Source organism: Vibrio spartinae (assembly GCF_024347135.1).
Lineage (GTDB): Bacteria > Pseudomonadota > Gammaproteobacteria > Enterobacterales > Vibrionaceae > Vibrio > Vibrio spartinae.
The window spans coordinates 2825933-2842547 of sequence record NZ_AP024907.1 but is presented as its reverse complement, the minus strand read 5'-3'; the positions used below and the strand labels follow the sequence as shown (position 1 = coordinate 2842547).

General features: G+C 46.2%; 19 protein-coding genes. 14 read left to right on the top strand and 5 right to left on the bottom strand.

Annotated elements, in window-relative coordinates; translation table 11 throughout:
* The first annotated feature begins 5 nt into the window (after positions 1-5).
* The 6 genes from fliN to flhB are packed head-to-tail and all read left to right on the top strand — an operon-like array spanning position 6 to position 3909.
* A complete protein-coding gene (gene fliN / locus OCU60_RS12660) occupies positions 6-419 on the top strand; it encodes a flagellar motor switch protein FliN (RefSeq protein WP_059121292.1) in 414 nt (137 codons plus the stop codon).
* Positions 420-427: 8 nt separating this feature from the next.
* Positions 428-820 (top strand): flagellar biosynthetic protein FliO, encoded by a 393-nt coding sequence (fliO, locus tag OCU60_RS12655; RefSeq protein ID WP_074371581.1) that lies wholly within the window; start codon positions 428-430, stop codon positions 818-820.
* A complete protein-coding gene (fliP, locus tag OCU60_RS12650) occupies positions 807-1685 on the top strand; it encodes a flagellar type III secretion system pore protein FliP (protein ID WP_074371580.1) in 879 nt (292 codons plus the stop codon). Before fliO ends, fliP begins: the two co-directional genes overlap by 14 nt.
* Positions 1686-1694: 9 nt before the next feature.
* A complete protein-coding gene (fliQ, locus tag OCU60_RS12645; RefSeq protein ID WP_074371579.1) occupies positions 1695-1964 on the top strand; it encodes a flagellar biosynthesis protein FliQ in 270 nt (89 codons plus the stop codon).
* A 10-nt stretch (positions 1965-1974) separates the two neighbouring features.
* Positions 1975-2766 carry a flagellar biosynthetic protein FliR gene (fliR, locus tag OCU60_RS12640; protein WP_074371578.1) on the top strand — a complete coding sequence of 264 codons (792 nt, stop codon included), beginning with the start codon at positions 1975-1977 and terminating at the stop codon, positions 2764-2766.
* Positions 2767-2778: 12 nt separating this feature from the next.
* Positions 2779-3909, top strand: coding sequence for a flagellar biosynthesis protein FlhB (gene flhB / locus OCU60_RS12635; RefSeq protein WP_074371577.1), 1131 nt, complete (start codon positions 2779-2781; stop codon positions 3907-3909).
* 58 nt (positions 3910-3967) lie between these two features.
* On the opposite strand, the gene smrB is transcribed toward flhB, so the two are convergent.
* A complete protein-coding gene (smrB, locus tag OCU60_RS12630) occupies positions 3968-4498 on the bottom strand; it encodes an endonuclease SmrB (RefSeq protein ID WP_074371576.1) in 531 nt (176 codons plus the stop codon).
* A gap of 62 nt (positions 4499-4560) precedes the next feature.
* Between smrB and prmB the strand changes: the two genes are divergently transcribed.
* The 5 genes from prmB (at position 4561) to OCU60_RS12605 (ending at position 8473) form a co-directional block, all read left to right on the top strand.
* Positions 4561-5493, top strand: coding sequence for a 50S ribosomal protein L3 N(5)-glutamine methyltransferase (prmB, locus tag OCU60_RS12625; RefSeq protein ID WP_074371575.1), 933 nt, complete (start codon positions 4561-4563; stop codon positions 5491-5493).
* A 189-nt stretch (positions 5494-5682) separates the two neighbouring features.
* Positions 5683-6768, top strand: a complete 1086-nt coding sequence (gene aroC / locus OCU60_RS12620) for a chorismate synthase (RefSeq protein WP_074371574.1) — start codon at positions 5683-5685, stop codon at positions 6766-6768.
* Positions 6769-6906: 138 nt separating this feature from the next.
* Positions 6907-7437: an elongation factor P hydroxylase gene (locus OCU60_RS12615; protein WP_074371573.1), complete on the top strand. Its 531-nt coding sequence runs from the start codon at positions 6907-6909 to the stop codon at positions 7435-7437.
* A gap of 110 nt (positions 7438-7547) precedes the next feature.
* Positions 7548-7829 (top strand): YfcL family protein, encoded by a 282-nt coding sequence (locus OCU60_RS12610; protein ID WP_074371572.1) that lies wholly within the window; start codon positions 7548-7550, stop codon positions 7827-7829.
* 116 nt (positions 7830-7945) lie between these two features.
* Entirely contained in the window at positions 7946-8473 is a 528-nt protein-coding gene (locus OCU60_RS12605; protein ID WP_074371571.1) for an NADPH-dependent FMN reductase, read from the top strand.
* A 108-nt stretch (positions 8474-8581) separates the two neighbouring features.
* Here OCU60_RS12605 and mnmC read toward each other — a convergent pair whose 3' ends face one another.
* The gene (mnmC, locus tag OCU60_RS12600) at positions 8582-10603 is read right to left on the bottom strand and encodes a bifunctional tRNA (5-methylaminomethyl-2-thiouridine)(34)-methyltransferase MnmD/FAD-dependent 5-carboxymethylaminomethyl-2-thiouridine(34) oxidoreductase MnmC (protein ID WP_074371570.1); all 2022 of its coding nucleotides are present in this window, start codon (positions 10601-10603) and stop codon (positions 8582-8584) included.
* A 142-nt stretch (positions 10604-10745) separates the two neighbouring features.
* Here mnmC and fabB point away from each other — a divergent pair, with 142 nt between their 5' ends.
* The 3 genes from fabB to OCU60_RS12585 all read left to right on the top strand — a co-directional run bounded on the left by fabB (position 10746) and on the right by OCU60_RS12585 (position 14317).
* Positions 10746-11957 carry a beta-ketoacyl-ACP synthase I gene (gene fabB, locus OCU60_RS12595; RefSeq protein ID WP_074371569.1) on the top strand — a complete coding sequence of 404 codons (1212 nt, stop codon included), beginning with the start codon at positions 10746-10748 and terminating at the stop codon, positions 11955-11957.
* A 216-nt stretch (positions 11958-12173) separates the two neighbouring features.
* Entirely contained in the window at positions 12174-13307 is a 1134-nt protein-coding gene (locus OCU60_RS12590; RefSeq protein WP_074371927.1) for a 4-phosphoerythronate dehydrogenase, read from the top strand.
* Positions 13304-14317, top strand: coding sequence for an aspartate-semialdehyde dehydrogenase (locus tag OCU60_RS12585; RefSeq protein WP_074371568.1), 1014 nt, complete (start codon positions 13304-13306; stop codon positions 14315-14317). Before OCU60_RS12590 ends, OCU60_RS12585 begins: the two co-directional genes overlap by 4 nt.
* A gap of 52 nt (positions 14318-14369) precedes the next feature.
* Here OCU60_RS12585 and fcrX read toward each other — a convergent pair whose 3' ends face one another.
* The 3 genes from fcrX to OCU60_RS12570 all read right to left on the bottom strand — a co-directional run bounded on the left by fcrX (position 14370) and on the right by OCU60_RS12570 (position 16593).
* Entirely contained in the window at positions 14370-14816 is a 447-nt protein-coding gene (gene fcrX, locus OCU60_RS12580; RefSeq protein WP_074371567.1) for a ferric iron uptake transcriptional regulator FcrX, read from the bottom strand.
* A gap of 267 nt (positions 14817-15083) precedes the next feature.
* Positions 15084-15611, bottom strand: coding sequence for a flavodoxin FldA (gene fldA / locus OCU60_RS12575; RefSeq protein ID WP_074371566.1), 528 nt, complete (start codon positions 15609-15611; stop codon positions 15084-15086).
* A 184-nt stretch (positions 15612-15795) separates the two neighbouring features.
* Positions 15796-16593 carry an alpha/beta fold hydrolase gene (locus tag OCU60_RS12570; RefSeq protein ID WP_074371565.1) on the bottom strand — a complete coding sequence of 266 codons (798 nt, stop codon included), beginning with the start codon at positions 16591-16593 and terminating at the stop codon, positions 15796-15798.
* Between the last annotated feature and the right edge of the window lie 22 nt (positions 16594-16615).

Genomic DNA, 16615 nt, shown 5'->3' with positions numbered 1-16615 from the left:
CAAAGATGTCTGATATTGATGATCAAAAACTGGCAGATGAGTGGGCTGCGGCACTGGGTGAAGACCCGAATGCGGCATCAGATGACGATATTGATGAAATATTGGCGGCCCCGCTGGAAGAGTTGAAAGATACATCACAGCCTATTTCAGAAGATGAGCGACGGAAACTGGATACGATTATGGATATCCCAGTGACCATTTCGATGGAAGTTGGTCGCTCGCAAATTAGTATCCGTAATTTGTTGCAATTGAACCAAGGCTCGGTTGTCGAATTGGATCGTATTGCCGGAGAATCATTGGATGTCCTCGTCAATGGAACCTTGATTGCTCATGGTGAAGTTGTGGTGGTGAACGATAAGTTCGGTATCCGTTTAACTGATGTGATTAGCCAGACTGAACGGATCAAGAAGCTGAGATAAATGCGTTGATGAAACGATTAATTAGCCTGTTTAGTCTGTTTTTGTGTGCCTTTCCCGTCTGGGCAGAGGTTGGTGACTCCATGAGTATTTTGACGACACTGGGGTCTTTGGTTTTTGTCATTGCCTTTATCTTGGTACTGGCATTCTTGCTCAAGAAGATGCGTTTACCAGCGTTGGGTCAGCAAAAAGATCTGATGATCATTCGTCAACTTCCGATTGGTACCAAAGAAAAACTGTTAGTTGTTCAAGCGGGAGAAGAGCAGTTTTTAGTCGGAGCGACGAGCCATTCGATTCAATTGATTTCCAAGCTTGAACAACCGTTAGCATCTGGGTCCCAGACAAGGGAGCATCCCTTTGCGGGCCAACTTAATCGGTTTCTGAAAAAGAATGATAAAATATAGTTTCCATTTAATCACATCGCATTGGAACAGACTGGCCCTTCTCGGGCTGGTCCTGTGTTTAGGGTTATTCTCGGTGATGTCTTGGGCGGCACCGGCGCCGGGAGGCGTTCAGCCCAGCAATAGTCAGGTCACGCAGAGTATTACCGCACAAGGGATTGCCAATACAGCAACGGCCGCGCATTCGAATCAAGCCGGTATCCCTGCGATAACCATGACCACCAATCCTGACGGTAGTCAGGATTATTCGATTAGTTTACAAATCCTCGGTTTAATGACGATGCTCGGTTTCCTGCCGGCATTAGTCATTTTGATGACCTCGTTTACCCGGATAGTGGTCGTCATGTCGATTCTGCGGCAGGCAATGGGATTGCAGCAGACACCCTCAAACCAAGTCATTATCGGGATTGCGTTGTTTCTGACCTTTTTTATTATGTCTCCGGTCTTTCATCAAGTGAATGAACGCGCGATCCAGCCTTATCTCAATGAGCAGATTAATGCCAAACAAGCCTTTGATGAGGCGCAGAAACCGATGCGAGCTTTCATGCTCAAGCAGACCCGGGTCAAAGATTTAGAAACGTTTGTCAATATGTCCGGCTCTCAGGCAACCGACCCGCAAGATGTTGAAATGACGGTATTGATTCCGGCCTTTATCACTTCTGAGTTAAAAACAGCCTTCCAGATCGGTTTTATGCTGTTTCTCCCTTTTTTGGTGATCGACTTGGTGGTTGCTTCGGTCTTGATGGCAATGGGGATGATGATGTTATCTCCGATGATTGTTTCTTTGCCATTCAAGCTCATGCTGTTTGTGTTGGTTGATGGATGGAATCTGATTCTATCGACACTCGCAGGTAGCTTTGCACTTTAGGGGGACACGATGACACCAGAAGCTTTTGTTGAAATATTCCGCGATGCTTTATGGATTGTATTGTTAATGGTTTCGGCAATCATTGTGCCCGGTTTATTGATCGGTTTAGTGGTTGCCGTGTTTCAAGCTGCGACCTCGATTAACGAGCAAACACTTAGCTTTCTTCCCCGTTTAATTGTGACATTGCTGGCGTTGATGTTGTTTGCCCACTGGATGACTCGGATTTTAATGGAGTTCTTTTATTCCATGATTGATCGTTTACCACAAATCCTCTATTGAGGCGCTCGTGATGACATATCCGGCAAACTTGATTTTAGATTGGATCGCCACATATTTTTGGCCGCTGACTCGGATCTCTGCCATGTTGATGGTGATGACCGTGACAGGGGCCCGGTTTGTGACTGCCCGTGTTCGCCTTTATCTTGGTCTTGCGATCACATTCGCATTGATGCCCGTTATTCCGGTTGTTCCTACCCATATTGAACTGCTCTCTGTACAGGGATTCATGATTACCTTTGAGCAAATCATTATTGGTGTGGCGATGGGAACGGTGACGCAGTTTATGATTCAGACTTTTGTCATGCTGGGACAAATTATCGGGATGCAATCCAGCTTGGGCTTTGCTTCGATGGTTGATCCTGCCAACGGGCAAAATACCCCGTTACTGGGGCAGTTTTTTATGTTTCTGGCGACGATGTTCTTTCTGGCCACTGATGGGCATTTAAAGATGCTCCAACTCATTGCCTTTAGTTTTAAGTCATTACCGATTGGTCAAGGGGGGCTGACATCCGTTGACTTTCGCGAATTGGCGTTGTGGTTTGGGATTATGTTTAAAGTTGCCTTGACCATGTCACTTTCCGGCATTATTGCCTTATTGACCGTCAATCTGTCGTTTGGCGTCATGACACGGGCTGCACCACAGCTGAATATATTTTCTCTTGGTTTTGCTTTTGCGCTCATGGTCGGGTTATTGCTGTGCTGGTACATTGTTACCGGGCTGTTCAGTCATTATGAGATTTTCTGGGAGCAAGGACAGGCGCAGATCTGTCGATTGATACGACTGAATTGTCAGGCACCTTAAGGAGGACAGATCATGGCTGAGTCTGACGGACAAGAACGTACCGAAGATGCCACGCCCCGAAGGCTGGAACAGGCGAGAGAGAAAGGGCAGGTCGCCCGCTCAAAAGAGTTAGCGTCCGTATCGGTACTGGTCGTTGGGGCAATTGCACTGATGTGGTTTGGTGACATGTTGGCCAAAGCCTTGTATGTGTCGATGGGGCGGCTATTTACCTTGAGCCGTGAAGAGATCTTTGACCTGCCGAAACTGTTTGATGTGTTATCTGGCTCGCTGGTGACGCTGATCTTACCGATGATATTGATTCTGGTGACGCTGTTTATTGCCGCGCTCCTCGGTGCAAGCGGTGTCGGTGGTATTTCTTTTTCAGCAGAAGCGGCCCGTCCGAAAATGTCAAAATTAAACCCGCTTAGTGGACTGAAACGCATGTTTGGTTTGCAAAGCTGGGTCGAATTACTCAAATCTATTTTGAAAGTCACACTGGTTGCCGGTGCGGCTTTCTTTTTGATTGATAGTCAGAAAGTCGATCTATTTCAGCTGAGTCTGGATGCCTTTCCGCAAAATATTTATCACGCGTTGCAGATTTTATTGAATTTCGTTCTGTTGATTAGTTGCTCTTTACTGATTGTGGTCGCCATTGATATTCCTTTCCAAATTTGGCAGCACGCCAATCAGTTAAAAATGACCAAACAGGAAGTCAAAGATGAATACAAAGACACGGAAGGGAAACCTGAAGTAAAAGGTCGGATCCGGATGCTGCAAAGAGAAGCCGCACAGCGACGAATGATGGCTGATGTACCTCAAGCTGATGTCATTATTACCAACCCGGAACATTTCTCTGTTGCACTACGGTATAAGCAAAATAATGATAAAGCCCCTATTGTTGTCGCAAAAGGTATTGATCATCTTGCCCTGAAAATCCGTGAGGTTGCCAGAGAACATGAGATTGAGATTGTGCCGGCCCCCCCATTGGCGCGTGCGCTTTACCATACCACCGAATTAGAGCAGGAGATCCCTGACGGGTTGTTTTTAGCGGTGGCTCAAGTGTTGGCTTATGTGTTTCAGCTGCGGCAGTATCGGCGACGCGGTGGTAAACGGCCAAAACTCAATGAAGAATCGATGACCATTCCAACCGACATGAATTATTAGCATCCGCTAGAGGATGCTGAGTGCGTTACCTTTTATATTGTCTATCGCCGCTCTTGCCCTATTTCTCGGGAATCGCCAGCAGTACCAGTAACGCGCCATCCCCGCCAAAGACCAGCGGTGCCTGATGAAATGCCATCACATCAGGGTGTTGAGCCAACCACAGCGGGACTTTTTGTTTCAGAATGTGTTTACCAATCCCATGCTGAACACAGGCACAATGGATGCCTTCTTTGATACAGTAGGCGATCATTGCCGCCAGTTCTCTTTTCGCCTCTTTTTGAGTCATACCGTGCATATCGAGAAAAACATCCGGCACATAAATCCCCTGACGTAGCCGCTTGACCTCATATTTGGAGACATCACTGCGTGCGTAGCGCGTTGGCCCCTCGTGATCAAGATGTGGCACGAATTCATCAGAAAAATAGAACTCATTATCATTGGTATCACGAATGTTGCGGCGTGCTAAATTGTGTTTGGCATTTCTGTTTGGTTGCCGGACTATGGTATCCTGATGCAACTTTTTTACGCCCTTTACTGCATCGTTGAATAGGGTTGAGTCATCATCCTGATATGGGTCGTGGTCACTCATTCGCTGTTCATATGTTCGTTAAAGATGGATAAGCAGTATTGTAGCGCTTTTTGGAGGCAATTTTGGATAAGATTTTTGTCGATGAGGCAGTCGCTGAGCTTCATACGCTTCAGGATATGATTCGTTGGGCGGTCAGCCGCTTTAACGCTGCCGGATTATTTTACGGTCATGGGACCGATAATGCTTGGGATGAAGCCGTTCAGTTGATTTTACCCACGTTATATCTGCCGATCGATGCGCCTTCACATGTATTAAGTTCTCGTCTGACGATGAGTGAAAGAGCAGGTATTGTCGAGCGGGTGATCCAGCGTATTAAAGAACGTAAGCCAGTTGCTTATTTGACGAATAAGGCTTGGTTTTGTGGGTTGGAATTTTTTGTAGATGAGCGGGTACTGGTACCGCGTTCTCCCATTGGTGAGTTGATTGAAAATCAGTTTCAGCCTTGGCTGACTGAAACCCCGAATAAAATCATGGATCTCTGCACGGGGAGTGGTTGTATTGCCATTGCATGTGCGCATATGTTCCCCGAGGCTGAAGTGGATGCCGTTGATATTTCTACCGATGCTCTGGCGGTTGCTGAGATCAATATTCAGGATCATGGATTGGAACAGCAGGTATTTCCCATGCGTTCTGATCTGTTCAGGGACTTACCCAAAGCCGCTTATGAGTTGATTGTCTCTAATCCGCCTTATGTCGATCAGGAAGACATGGATTCGTTACCGCAGGAATTTGAACATGAACCGGAACTGGGTCTGGCTGCCGGGGTGGATGGATTAGAATTAGTCCGCCGAATCCTTGCTAATGCACCGGATTATTTGACGGAACAAGGGATTTTAATCTGCGAAGTCGGTAATTCGATGGTTCATATGATGGCACAGTATCCGGATATTCCGTTTACATGGCTGGAATTTTCCAACGGTGGTCACGGGGTCTTTATGCTGACCCGCCAACAGTTAGTTGAATGTGCTGAGCATTTTTCTGACTATCGTGATTAAAGTGATTTGGTGAGTGAGAAGCGCTGGGATTGAGGCTTTACATCAAATCAGAATCAAGCGACTATGAGGCCACATATTGTGAATGTCGGTCTCATGAGCCTGATTGGTTCTCCAGAAGCCACAACGAATTAAAAAGAAAAATAGTGATTCACAAATAGTTATCCACAACATGAATAAACAGGAAAGTGCATGGCAGGAAATAGTATCGGGCAACATTTCCGTGTAACGACGTTTGGAGAAAGTCACGGTCTTGCTCTGGGATGTATCGTTGACGGATGCCCTCCGGGACTCGAACTGACGGAAGCAGATTTGCAAGTCGATCTCGACAGACGTCGTCCGGGAACGTCTCGTTATACCACACAACGACGAGAACCGGATGAAGTGAAAATTTTGTCCGGGGTATTCGAGGGTAAAACAACCGGCACCTCGATAGGGTTGTTGATTGAAAATACGGATCAGCGTTCTAAAGATTACTCCGAGATTAAAGATAAATTCCGCCCTGGACATGCCGATTATACTTACCACCAAAAGTATGGCATTCGGGATTATCGCGGCGGTGGTCGTTCTTCCGCACGTGAAACGGCAATGCGTGTGGCTGGCGGTGCCGTCGCCAAGAAATATCTTCGGCAGGCATATGGCATTGAAATTCGTGCCTATCTGTCACAAATGGGTGATATCGCCATCGACAAAGTTGACTGGGATGAAATTGAAAACAACGCTTTTTTCTGTCCGGATGTGGATAAAGTTGAACCATTTGACGCACTGATTCGAGACCTGAAAAAGCAGGGCGATTCTATTGGAGCCAAAATTCAGGTTGTAGCGACATCCGTACCGGTTGGCTTGGGAGAGCCTGTGTTTGACCGTTTGGATGCGGATATTGCACATGCATTAATGAGTATCAATGCGGTGAAAGGCGTTGAAATCGGTGATGGGTTTACGGTCGTCCAACAAAAAGGCAGTCAACACCGAGACACATTATCACCGGATGGGTTTGGCAGTAATCACGCCGGTGGTGTACTGGGTGGTATTTCAACGGGGCAGGATATTGTTGCCAATATCGCACTGAAACCAACTTCCAGTATTACGATTCCCGGTGACACAATCACGAACACTGGCGAAGAAACACAACTGATCACCAAAGGGCGTCATGATCCGTGTGTCGGTATTCGTGCCGTTCCGATTGCGGAAGCGATGCTGGCGATTGTCTTGATGGATCATCTTCTGCGTCATCGGGGTCAAAATCAGGATGTAGTGACTGAGACACCGAAAATCTGATCCGCTTTCTCTGCGCGAATTATGCGTAAAATCTTTCTTGAATGCCCTCCTCAGAGGGCATTTTTTTGTGGCGAGACTTTACCTCTCGTGGGAAAAACAGGAAAATGCACGCCGTCGTTACAACAGATCAAGTAAATCATGGTTCATCGCTATCAAGACTTAATCAACATGTTTAATCGGACCTTTGCTGAGCGTTATCAGACGCGTTTGGTGTCGGGGGATGATGAACCTATTTATTTACCGGCAGATGATTCGGTTCCTTATCACCGAATTATTTTTGCTCATGGCTTTTACGCATCTGCGCTGCATGAAATTGCGCATTGGTGTGTTGCAGGCCCGGAGCGACGGATGTTGGAAGATTTTGGCTATTGGTATGAACCGGATGGTCGGACTCGTGAAGTTCAGGCAGCGTTTGAGCTGGTTGAAATCCGTCCTCAGGCTTACGAATGGATTCTTTCCGTCAGTGCCGATTTTCCCTTCTCTGTGAGTTGTGACAATCTCAATGGTGACTTCGAGCCGGATCGATTGCAATTTATGGCGAAAGTTCATGATGAGGTGATGCAGATTCTTCGTCAGGGACTCCCCGAACGGGTTGGTCTGCTTGCTGATGAATTACGGAATTTTTATCAGACAGAACCGCTGTCTCCAGCGTTATTTGTTGTGAAATAATATCAGCTGACACAGAAATCAATACAGATCATACCGTGACTCCGGTGAGGATTATTGTATGGTTGTGCTGTCAAACAATCAGTCACTATAGTGGCAATGAAGAGTATAAAATGATTATTGAATTTGAAGAAAAAATGCTGGCATTGATCGACGATGGCATTGTCCACGCCTCTGATGATGAACTCTTTGCCGGTGGTTATCTGCGTGGGCATATTTCACTGGCTGCGGCATCATGTGAAGATGACGGTGTTACCGAGCTGGCTGAGCTAAAAACACGGATCGAAACCAGTCTGGATAACGCCCGTTCTGAGCTAGCACCCGCCGATCGCGTGATTGTCCAACAACTATGGGAAAGACTGCTGTCTCAGATGAATTTCGCGAAGGCACCGTAGATCGCAGTGATGGTCGTTCTAATTATTTGAATGTATCTATACAAATTTTGCGGTTGTTGCCATAGCGATGAAAGCTTATTCTGAACTTATTCTAAGATGATGAAGAGGTAATAACGGTGAAAATTATTGCATTTGGTGCGAGTACAAGTTCAGCTTCGATTAATAAAGCATTAGCAACTTATGCGGCAAATTTGGTCGCAGCTGCTGAAGTTCAGGTCCTTGATGTCAACAATTATTCAGTGCCGATGTTCAGCGAAGATTTAGAAAAAGAGATTGGCCATGCAGAAGGCGCGAAGGCTTTTCTGGATGATTTGTCGCAGGCTGATGCATTCGTTATTTCTTACGCCGAGCATAATGGCCATCATCCGGCAGCGTATAAGAATTTGTTTGATTGGATGACTCGGATTGATCGGGATATCTTCAAGAGTAAACCCGCGGTTTATTTGGCGACATCTCCGGGACCTGGTGGTGCTCAGTCCGTATTGGCGGCTGCAACAGCTTCTGCCAGTTTCTTTGGTGGCGATGTAAAAGCATCGGTTTCCGTACCGAACTTTTATGACAATTTTGACATGGAAAAAGGTCAAGTGATTAACCCAGCAATTGCAGCTGAGATTGAGCAAGCGGTTAAAACATTACAGGGATAATCATTTCAAGCGCTGCCAGATCTGATTTATAGCTTCGCCTGAACATCCATCACCCGAAGGGAGACCTCGGGTGATTTTTTGTATTGGAAGGGGAGTCGGTTGTGGTGGTTATGACGCCATAACGGCTTTGCCTTTGCGCAGTTTTCTGATCCACATTCGGCTGGGATGAAGGCGTTCTAGTAAATCGACTGATAGCGGCAGTGGATCACCGCACATGATAGAGGCAAGACACTCTGCCAGCAGTGGCGCGGAGCTTAGCCCTCTGGAGCCGAGCCCTAACATCCCGTAGAGGTTGGGATAATGGTGAATTTTGGGGGCAGATTGAGCCGTTTGTGTAGCCAATGCATGATATTGTGTCTTGATGGTTTGCAAATCCCCCAGATTTCCGGCAAAAGGCAGATGATCACGGCTGACACAGCGAATCCCTTGTCTTGACTGATTCTGCGAAACATCAACGTCGTCCGGCCACGATTGGTCGGGTATACAGGTTTGCAGCTTATCTCGATTTTGTGTTTGCGCGGTTGGATCAAAGTGGATGTCAATATTCTGGCGATCATAACTGGCACCAATACAATGCTGCTGGTTGGCCGGATTGGCAGGTGTCATATAACCATCGTAACAGAGCACGGTGTTGAGATGCTTGAGCGTCTCCGTGGTCGGGATATGACTGACCTGACCTTTGACTTGTGTGAGTGGAAGTGTTTGAGTCTGGGGAAACTGGTCAAACTGATGTCCATTGGCAATGACGACACATTGGTGACGGAAGATTTGATCCGCACTATGGAGTTGCCAGACCGATGCTTGCTCATTCCAGTGGAGTTGATTAATTTGGGTGCGGAAATGGGCTTTGAGCTGGCCGGATGCCTGTAATGCTGACAGCAGTTGCTCCGTGAGCTGTGCGGGACAAATCCAGCCGCCGAGCGGATAATAAAGACTTTCTGAGGTGACAGGTAAGCCAAGTGTTGCTGAGGTCAGGTGTGAATCCAAACCGGTGACCAGTCCCGTCGGGAAACGCCCCGTTGCTATGGGATTCAATTTTTTGTGCGCTTGCTCGTTCCACATCAGTTGGGTCACGCCACACCATTGGTAATCAAAATCGAGACCGTCACAGTGCTGCTGTTCGACAAATTGTCGCGCGTATAGAAAACTCGCGGTAAAAAAGCGGGACAGTGGGTCATGTTGGGCATTCAGCAGCGGATAAATGGCACCTTGACGATTGCCAGATGCTCCTTGTGCTGCTTGGTCATCTTGGCAATAGAGCGTCACCTGAATGCCTCGGCGGCTTAAGGTTTTTGCTAATGTTGCGCTGGCGATGCCGCCCCCGATAATGGCCACATCCGCTAAATCAGGAACCGACTGGTGGGCATACCACGGCAGCATATTGGTGAATCCGGTCGGTGTTGTGATTGTGCCGACCAACATCTCTCGCTTAGTGCCGAACCCTTTGACTTTTTGCATCGAAAAACCAGCTTCGATTAATCCTCGCCGGACAAAGCCTGCGGCTGTAAATGTTGCACAAGTTGCATCCGCTTTGGCTAGTTTTGCCATGTGGTCAAACAGTTGCTGATTCCACATGTCGGGGTTTTTACTCGGTGCAAAACCATCGAGGAACCATGCATCAATCAGGCCGTCTTGAGGGACGGGAACTAAAGGCATACAGTCATGAATGTCACCGAACCACAGATCGAGCGTGACGGCCCCATCAGCGAGTGTGATTCGGTGACATTCCGGTACCGCCAGCGGGTAATGTTGTTGGAGTTCTGCGGCATAATCTGCCAGTTCCGGCCAAGCTTGATGAGCTTTGATTAAGTCATCCCGACTCACCGGATATTTTTCAAAACTGATGAAATGAAGTGATTGAAGGGGGGCTTGCGGATGTTGACGGTGAAACTGATCAAATGCTTGCCATGCCGCGAGAAAATTAAGCCCGGTTCCGAATCCTGTTTCTCCAATCACAAATCTTGACCGATTAAAATGATCCCAGCGTTCAGGTAATTGATTTTTTTGAAGAAAAACGTATCTTGTCTCCTCAAATCCATTCACGTTCGAAAAATAGACGTCGTCAAACTCTCCGGATACGGGGGTTCCGGCCTCGTTCCAGTCAAGTTTGGCGTTGGTTATTTTAGTCATAGCTGCGTTTTTCTTTTATGGGAGGTATACTAACGGTGAATGAATTGTACGAATTTCTTGGAAAGCTGACCACTTCAATAAACTTTGTCAGCTATCATCTTACGCGAAATTATACGAATTTTTTAGAAAATAGGGATCTTATATGAAACGAGTTGTAATAACCGGTATGGGTATTGTTTCCAGTATCGGTAACAATGTCGAAGAAGTTCTGGCATCTTTGAAAGCTGGAAAATCAGGTATTACAGCGTCTGAGCAGTTTAAAGAGAAAGGTCTGCGCTCTCAAGTATGGGGTGATCTGAAAATTGACCCATCAACACTGATTGATCGTAAGCAAATGCGCTTTATGGGAGAGGCTGCTGCTTATGCTTATCTGTCACTTGAACAGGCGATTGCTGATGCCGGATTAACACCAGAAATGGTTTCAAATGACCGAACTGGTGTTGTTGCCGGTTCTGGCGGTGCATCATCATTGAACCAGGCCCTTGCTGTTGATACATTGCGTGAAAAAGGGGTCAAACGCGTTGGTCCTTATATGGTTACAAGAACAATGTCATCGACTGTTTCTGCCTGTCTGGCGACGCCATTTAAGATTCGCGGTGTGAATTATAGTATGAGTTCAGCGTGTTCGACGTCTGCTCACTGTATCGGTCATGCGGCAGAACTCATTCAACTTGGTAAGCAAGATATTGTGTTTGCCGGTGGTGGTGAGGAACTCGACTGGACGATGACCATGATGTTTGATGCGATGGGGGCATTGTCAACCAAATATAATGACACACCAGATCGCGCCTCTCGTACCTATGATGCAGATCGGGATGGATTTGTGATTTCTGGCGGTGGCGGTATGGTTGTCGTGGAAGAGCTGGAACATGCTTTGGCTCGTGGTGCCACTATCTATGGAGAAATCGTGGGTTACGGCGCCACTTCTGATGGGTATGACATGGTTGCGCCCTCTGGTGAAGGTGCGGTGCGTTGTATGAAGATGGCGATGCAGAATACTGATCGAGTCGATTACATCAACACGCATGGGACATCAACGATTGCCGGTGATGTCAAAGAGCTCCATGCAATTCAGGAAGTGTTCAGTGGCAACAGCCCTGCTATCTCGGCAACAAAAGCAATGACAGGTCATGCGCTGGGGGCGGCTGGTGTGCATGAAGCCATTTACTCTCTGCTGATGCTCCGTCATAACTTTGTCGCCCCAAGTGTGAATATCGAAAATCTCGATGAAGCGGCACAAGGGTTAGATATTGTTACAGAGAGCAGAGATCAGGAACTGACAACAGTGATGTCGAACAGTTTTGGTTTCGGTGGGACAAATGCAACCTTACTGATGCGCAAATATCAGGGGTAATTGGGCCGCCTCTCTTACACGGCTGGTTGTGCAGTGATGGACTCTCTGCCCGTTCAATCGTCGTAAGTGACATATTCAGATTGAATCATTCTATGAAATACTCGGTGTCGCACGATACCGAGTATTTTTTTCGTATAAAACATTTATATCGAACCGTGTTCCGACTTTCTGTACAATCCCTCTTTAATTTCGAAAAAGAAAAAGACGATGTCAGGTATGAAAATCCTCATAGATGAAAATATGCCTTATGCTGAAGCATTATTCAGCCAATTGGGTGATGTGATTCTAAAATCCGGACGTGATTTAACTGCGGATGACTTAGTGGACGTTGATGGTTTAATGATTCGGTCCGTGACGAAGGTCAATGATGCATTACTACAAAAGGCTGACAAACTTAAATTTGTCGGTACCGCGACAGCAGGTATGGACCATGTCGATCAGAAACTTTTGCAGGAACGGGGAATTTTCTTTACCGCTGCACCGGGGTGCAACAAAGTTGGGGTCGCTGAGTATGTATTTAGTGTGCTCATGGTACTTGCACAACAGCAGGGTTTTTCTGTTTTTGATAAAACGGTCGGTATTATTGGTGCCGGGCAGGTCGGCAGCTACCTTGCAGACTGCCTGCGTGGTATTGGATTAAACGTATTACTCAATGACCCCCCCAAAGAAGCGGAAGGTGATCCGCGCCAGTTTACTGAACTGGAAACGCTGTTGGAAACAGCCGATGTGGTTACCTTACATACGCCACTGGTGAATGATGGTACTTGGCCGACTTATCACTTGATGGATGAGCAGCGGCTAAATCATCTGCGGGCGGATCAGATTCTCATTAATGCAGCCCGGGGACCGATTGTTGACAATGCTGCGTTGAAACGCCGTTTGCAGCAACAAGACGGCTTTACGGCGGTTTTAGATGTATTTGAGTTTGAACCGGAAGTTGATATGGCGTTGTTACCATTACTTGCTTTTGCGACACCACATATTGCCGGTTACGGTTTAGAAGGTAAGGCACGTGGAACAACGATGATTTTTAACAGCTATTGTACTTTCCTCGGTTGTGATCTCTGGGCAAGTCCGAATAAGCTTTTACCGGTGGCTCCGATCTCTGAAGTTTGTCTGTCTCATGCCTGGGATGAAGCGACGCTAGTGAATTTGATCCATCTAGTCTACGACGTGCGCCGAGATGATGCGTTGTTTAGACGAGTCATTGACCAACCGGGCGCCTTTGATGCCATGCGTAAAAACTATTGGGATCGTCGTGAATACGGTGCAATAAAAATAACTGGTCAGCAGGATTGTCATTTGAGTCCGCTGTCAGAATTAGGTTTTCAGATTGAGGTAACACCATGAGCCAAAAATTTAACGTTGTTGTTTTCGGTGCCACAGGCGCTGTCGGTGAAACAATAATTGAAGTGCTTCAGAAACGTGAGTTTCCTGTAGAAACGCTCTTTTTGCTTGCGAGTGAGCGTAGTGAAGGAAAGAGCTACCGGTTTAACGGCAAGTCGGTGTATGTCCAGAACGTTGAAGACTTTGACTGGTCTCAGGCACATATTGCTCTCTTTTCAGCCGGGGGGGAACTGTCGGAAAAGTGGGCACCAATTGCTGCGGATGCTGGGGTTGTGGTCATCGATAATACATCTCAGTTCCGCTATGACTATGATGTACCGCTGGTTGTCCCTGAAGTGAATCCTGAAGCCATTGCGGAATTCCGTAATCGTAACATTATTGCTAATCCTAATTGTTCAACGATACAGATGTTGGTTGCGTTGAAGCCGATCCATGATGCAGCCGGGATTGAGCGCATCAACGTTTCAACCTATCAATCGGTTTCTGGTGCCGGAAAATCGGGCGTGGATGAGCTAGCTGGGCAAACTGCCAGACTATTGAATGGGGTACCTGCGGAGCCAGAACAGTTTAGCCAGCAGATTGCATTTAACTGTATTCCTCAGATTGATACCTTTATGGATAACGGGTATACACGAGAAGAAATGAAAATGGTGTGGGAAACCCAGAAAATCTTCAATGATCCAACGATTCAGGTTAATCCGACTTGTGTTCGGGTACCTGTGTTTTACGGTCATGCAGAAGCGTTGCATGTGGAGACTCGGACACCGATTGATGCGGAGCAGGTGGCTGATTTACTCCGCCAGTCTGAGAATGTTGAGGTGTTTTCTGGAGAAGAGTTTCCGACGCAGGTTGGTAATGCCGGCGGACAGGATAATGTTTTTGTCGGTCGGATTCGTAATGATATCAGTCACCATCAGGGGATAAACCTATGGGTTGTTGCTGATAATGTTCGCAAAGGGGCTGCAACTAATGCGGTTCAGATTGCGGAAATACTTGTTCGGGATTATTTATAATTCAGGATGGGATAAAAAAACCACCGATAAATCGGTGGTTTTTTTATTTACGTTACTTGAGTTTATGCGCGTTAGGGTTATCTTTGCAGTTCCCTTCACGGCACTTACCGTAAAGATAAAGACTGTGGTTTGTCAGTTGTACATTATATTGAGAAGCAATTTCTCTTTGGCGTTCTTCTATCACTTCATCAGAGAATTCAATTACTTCTCCACAATCAAGGCAAACAAGGTGATCATGATGCTCTTGTGTTGATAGCTCAAATACAGATTTTCCACCTTCGAAGTGGTGGCGAGTCACGATACCTGCATCGTCAAATTGGTTAAGAACTCGATAAACAGTAGCCAGACCAATCTCTTCGCCAAGATCAATCAATTTCTTATACAGTTCTTCAGCACTAATATGCTGGCACTCCGGTTGCTGCAAAACTTCGAGAATTTTTAACCGAGGGAGAGTGACCTTGAGGCCCGCATCCTTGAGTGCTTGGTTGTTATCAGACATATATTTTCCTGTTGATGATCTGCATCAGTAACAGCGTTTCATGATTGAAATTATTATAGGTTAGTCACCGCCAACAATAAACCACTAACTTTTAAAGGGTATTGTATCTTTCCTGAGAGCATGGCAATTTATGCAGTTTATTCTACATATAGATGCGAGTGATAATGTACTTTATAAGATCTACTGGCAAATAAAAAGACCTGAACTGTCAAAGCTTGTTCAAAGTTTGAACATTCATTGCAAGCGCAAGTCTTTTATCAATAAAAATCAGTCTTCTAACTCAGAAAGGCACATTTCATCGTAGACTTGGTTGACCCACTGGTTGACACGATCTTCGGTAAGTTCTGGCTGACGATCTTCATCAATACATAGACCGACAAAGTTGTTATCATCCACCAGTGCTTTGGATGCTTCAAATTCATAGCCTTCCGTCGGCCAATGACCAATGATCGTTGCACCTTTGCTTTCAATGATATCTCGAACTGTTCCCATGGCATCACAAAAATATTCAGCGTAGTCTTCTTGATCGCCACAGCCAAAGATTGCAACCAGTTTTGTTGAAAAATCAATTCCCTCAAGCTCTGGGAAAAAATCATCCCAATCACACTGTGCTTCACCGTAGTACCAAGTGGGGATGCCAAACAGCAATAAGTCAAAGTTGTCAATGTCCTCTTTACTGCTTTTTGCAATATCTTGCACATGAACTAATTTTGTACCAAGTTGCTTTTGAATCATTTTTGCAACGGCTTCAGTATTACCTGTATCACTACCAAAGAAGATACCTACACTTGCCATAAAATCATTACCCTATATATGTGTCGTCTACTTATGGGATGGAACCCTGAAAATTCATCTCTGCATGATTGTCATCATGTGCGGTTCGTTACCACATTATCTGGATTGAGTGGCTCAGTATGCCCATTTCGATCTGATGATTGCGCGAACTATACCACTGTTGTTCATTAAAGTTAATGCACCATCAGCAAGTGGATTGCTGATGGATTCTGTTGTCACTGAATAAGAATTTACGGATCACTCTCAACACATCCTGAGGCTTCTCTGCGTGGAGCCAATGCCCTGTGTTTGCAATAATATGCGCTTTTGCATGAGGAAATTGTTCCAGAATCGGCGTTTGAGCATCTGAACTAATATAGTCTGAATCTCCGCCTTTCAGGAATAGTGTTGGTTTTTGTACTGGCTGAATCGGTTGCCAGTCAAGAATATGCTCGTAATTGTTATATAATGCTTCAACCTGAAAACGCCATGCCATTTTATCACCGTCTCTGTAGAGTGATTTGCCTAAAAACTGGCGGACCGATTCTGGTTCGATATGTTGAGCGAGGATTTGCATTGCGGCTTCTCGGTCTGGCGGCTGTTTTTCCAGTACGGCGAATAATCCGGCAAACACATCATCGTGATGACGTTCATGGTATTTCAGCGGAGCCATGTCAATGACAATCAATTCTCTAACGAGCTGAGGATCGAGCGCTGCCAGCTTCATGGCGACTTTTCCGCCCATCGAATGGCCGATTAATATCACTGGTGGCAGATCAAGTGACCGGATCAGATGGGCGACATCTTCAGCCATTAATTCATAATCATGGGTTGTCGCTTGAAAAGACAGCCCATGATTTCTTAAATCGGGACGGATGACTTGATAGTCGTTTTTTAGGTCACGGGCTAGTAAACCAAGATTATCCAAGCTGCCGAACAGCCCGTGCAGCAAGACAATCGGTGACCCATCCCCTTCAATTTTATAGTGAAGTTGTGTAGACATTTTCTCTGTTTGTATTCGGTTT

Coding starts and splice junctions, on each gene's coding strand:
- fliO (WP_074371581.1), top strand. CDS start 428: ATGAAACGATTAATTAGCCTGTTTAGTCTGTTTTTGTGTGCCTTTCCC.
- fliR (WP_074371578.1), top strand. CDS start 1,975: ATGACATATCCGGCAAACTTGATTTTAGATTGGATCGCCACATATTTT.
- fliP (WP_074371580.1), top strand. CDS start 807: ATGATAAAATATAGTTTCCATTTAATCACATCGCATTGGAACAGACTG.
- flhB (WP_074371577.1), top strand. CDS start 2,779: ATGGCTGAGTCTGACGGACAAGAACGTACCGAAGATGCCACGCCCCGA.
- OCU60_RS12590 (WP_074371927.1), top strand. CDS start 12,174: ATGAAAATCCTCATAGATGAAAATATGCCTTATGCTGAAGCATTATTC.
- fcrX (WP_074371567.1), bottom strand. CDS start 14,816: ATGTCTGATAACAACCAAGCACTCAAGGATGCGGGCCTCAAGGTCACT.
- fliQ (WP_074371579.1), top strand. CDS start 1,695: ATGACACCAGAAGCTTTTGTTGAAATATTCCGCGATGCTTTATGGATT.
- OCU60_RS12585 (WP_074371568.1), top strand. CDS start 13,304: ATGAGCCAAAAATTTAACGTTGTTGTTTTCGGTGCCACAGGCGCTGTC.
- aroC (WP_074371574.1), top strand. CDS start 5,683: ATGGCAGGAAATAGTATCGGGCAACATTTCCGTGTAACGACGTTTGGA.
- fabB (WP_074371569.1), top strand. CDS start 10,746: ATGAAACGAGTTGTAATAACCGGTATGGGTATTGTTTCCAGTATCGGT.
- mnmC (WP_074371570.1), bottom strand. CDS start 10,603: ATGACTAAAATAACCAACGCCAAACTTGACTGGAACGAGGCCGGAACC.
- fliN (WP_059121292.1), top strand. CDS start 6: ATGTCTGATATTGATGATCAAAAACTGGCAGATGAGTGGGCTGCGGCA.
- OCU60_RS12610 (WP_074371572.1), top strand. CDS start 7,548: ATGATTATTGAATTTGAAGAAAAAATGCTGGCATTGATCGACGATGGC.
- OCU60_RS12615 (WP_074371573.1), top strand. CDS start 6,907: ATGGTTCATCGCTATCAAGACTTAATCAACATGTTTAATCGGACCTTT.
- fldA (WP_074371566.1), bottom strand. CDS start 15,611: ATGGCAAGTGTAGGTATCTTCTTTGGTAGTGATACAGGTAATACTGAA.
- smrB (WP_074371576.1), bottom strand. CDS start 4,498: ATGAGTGACCACGACCCATATCAGGATGATGACTCAACCCTATTCAAC.
- OCU60_RS12570 (WP_074371565.1), bottom strand. CDS start 16,593: ATGTCTACACAACTTCACTATAAAATTGAAGGGGATGGGTCACCGATT.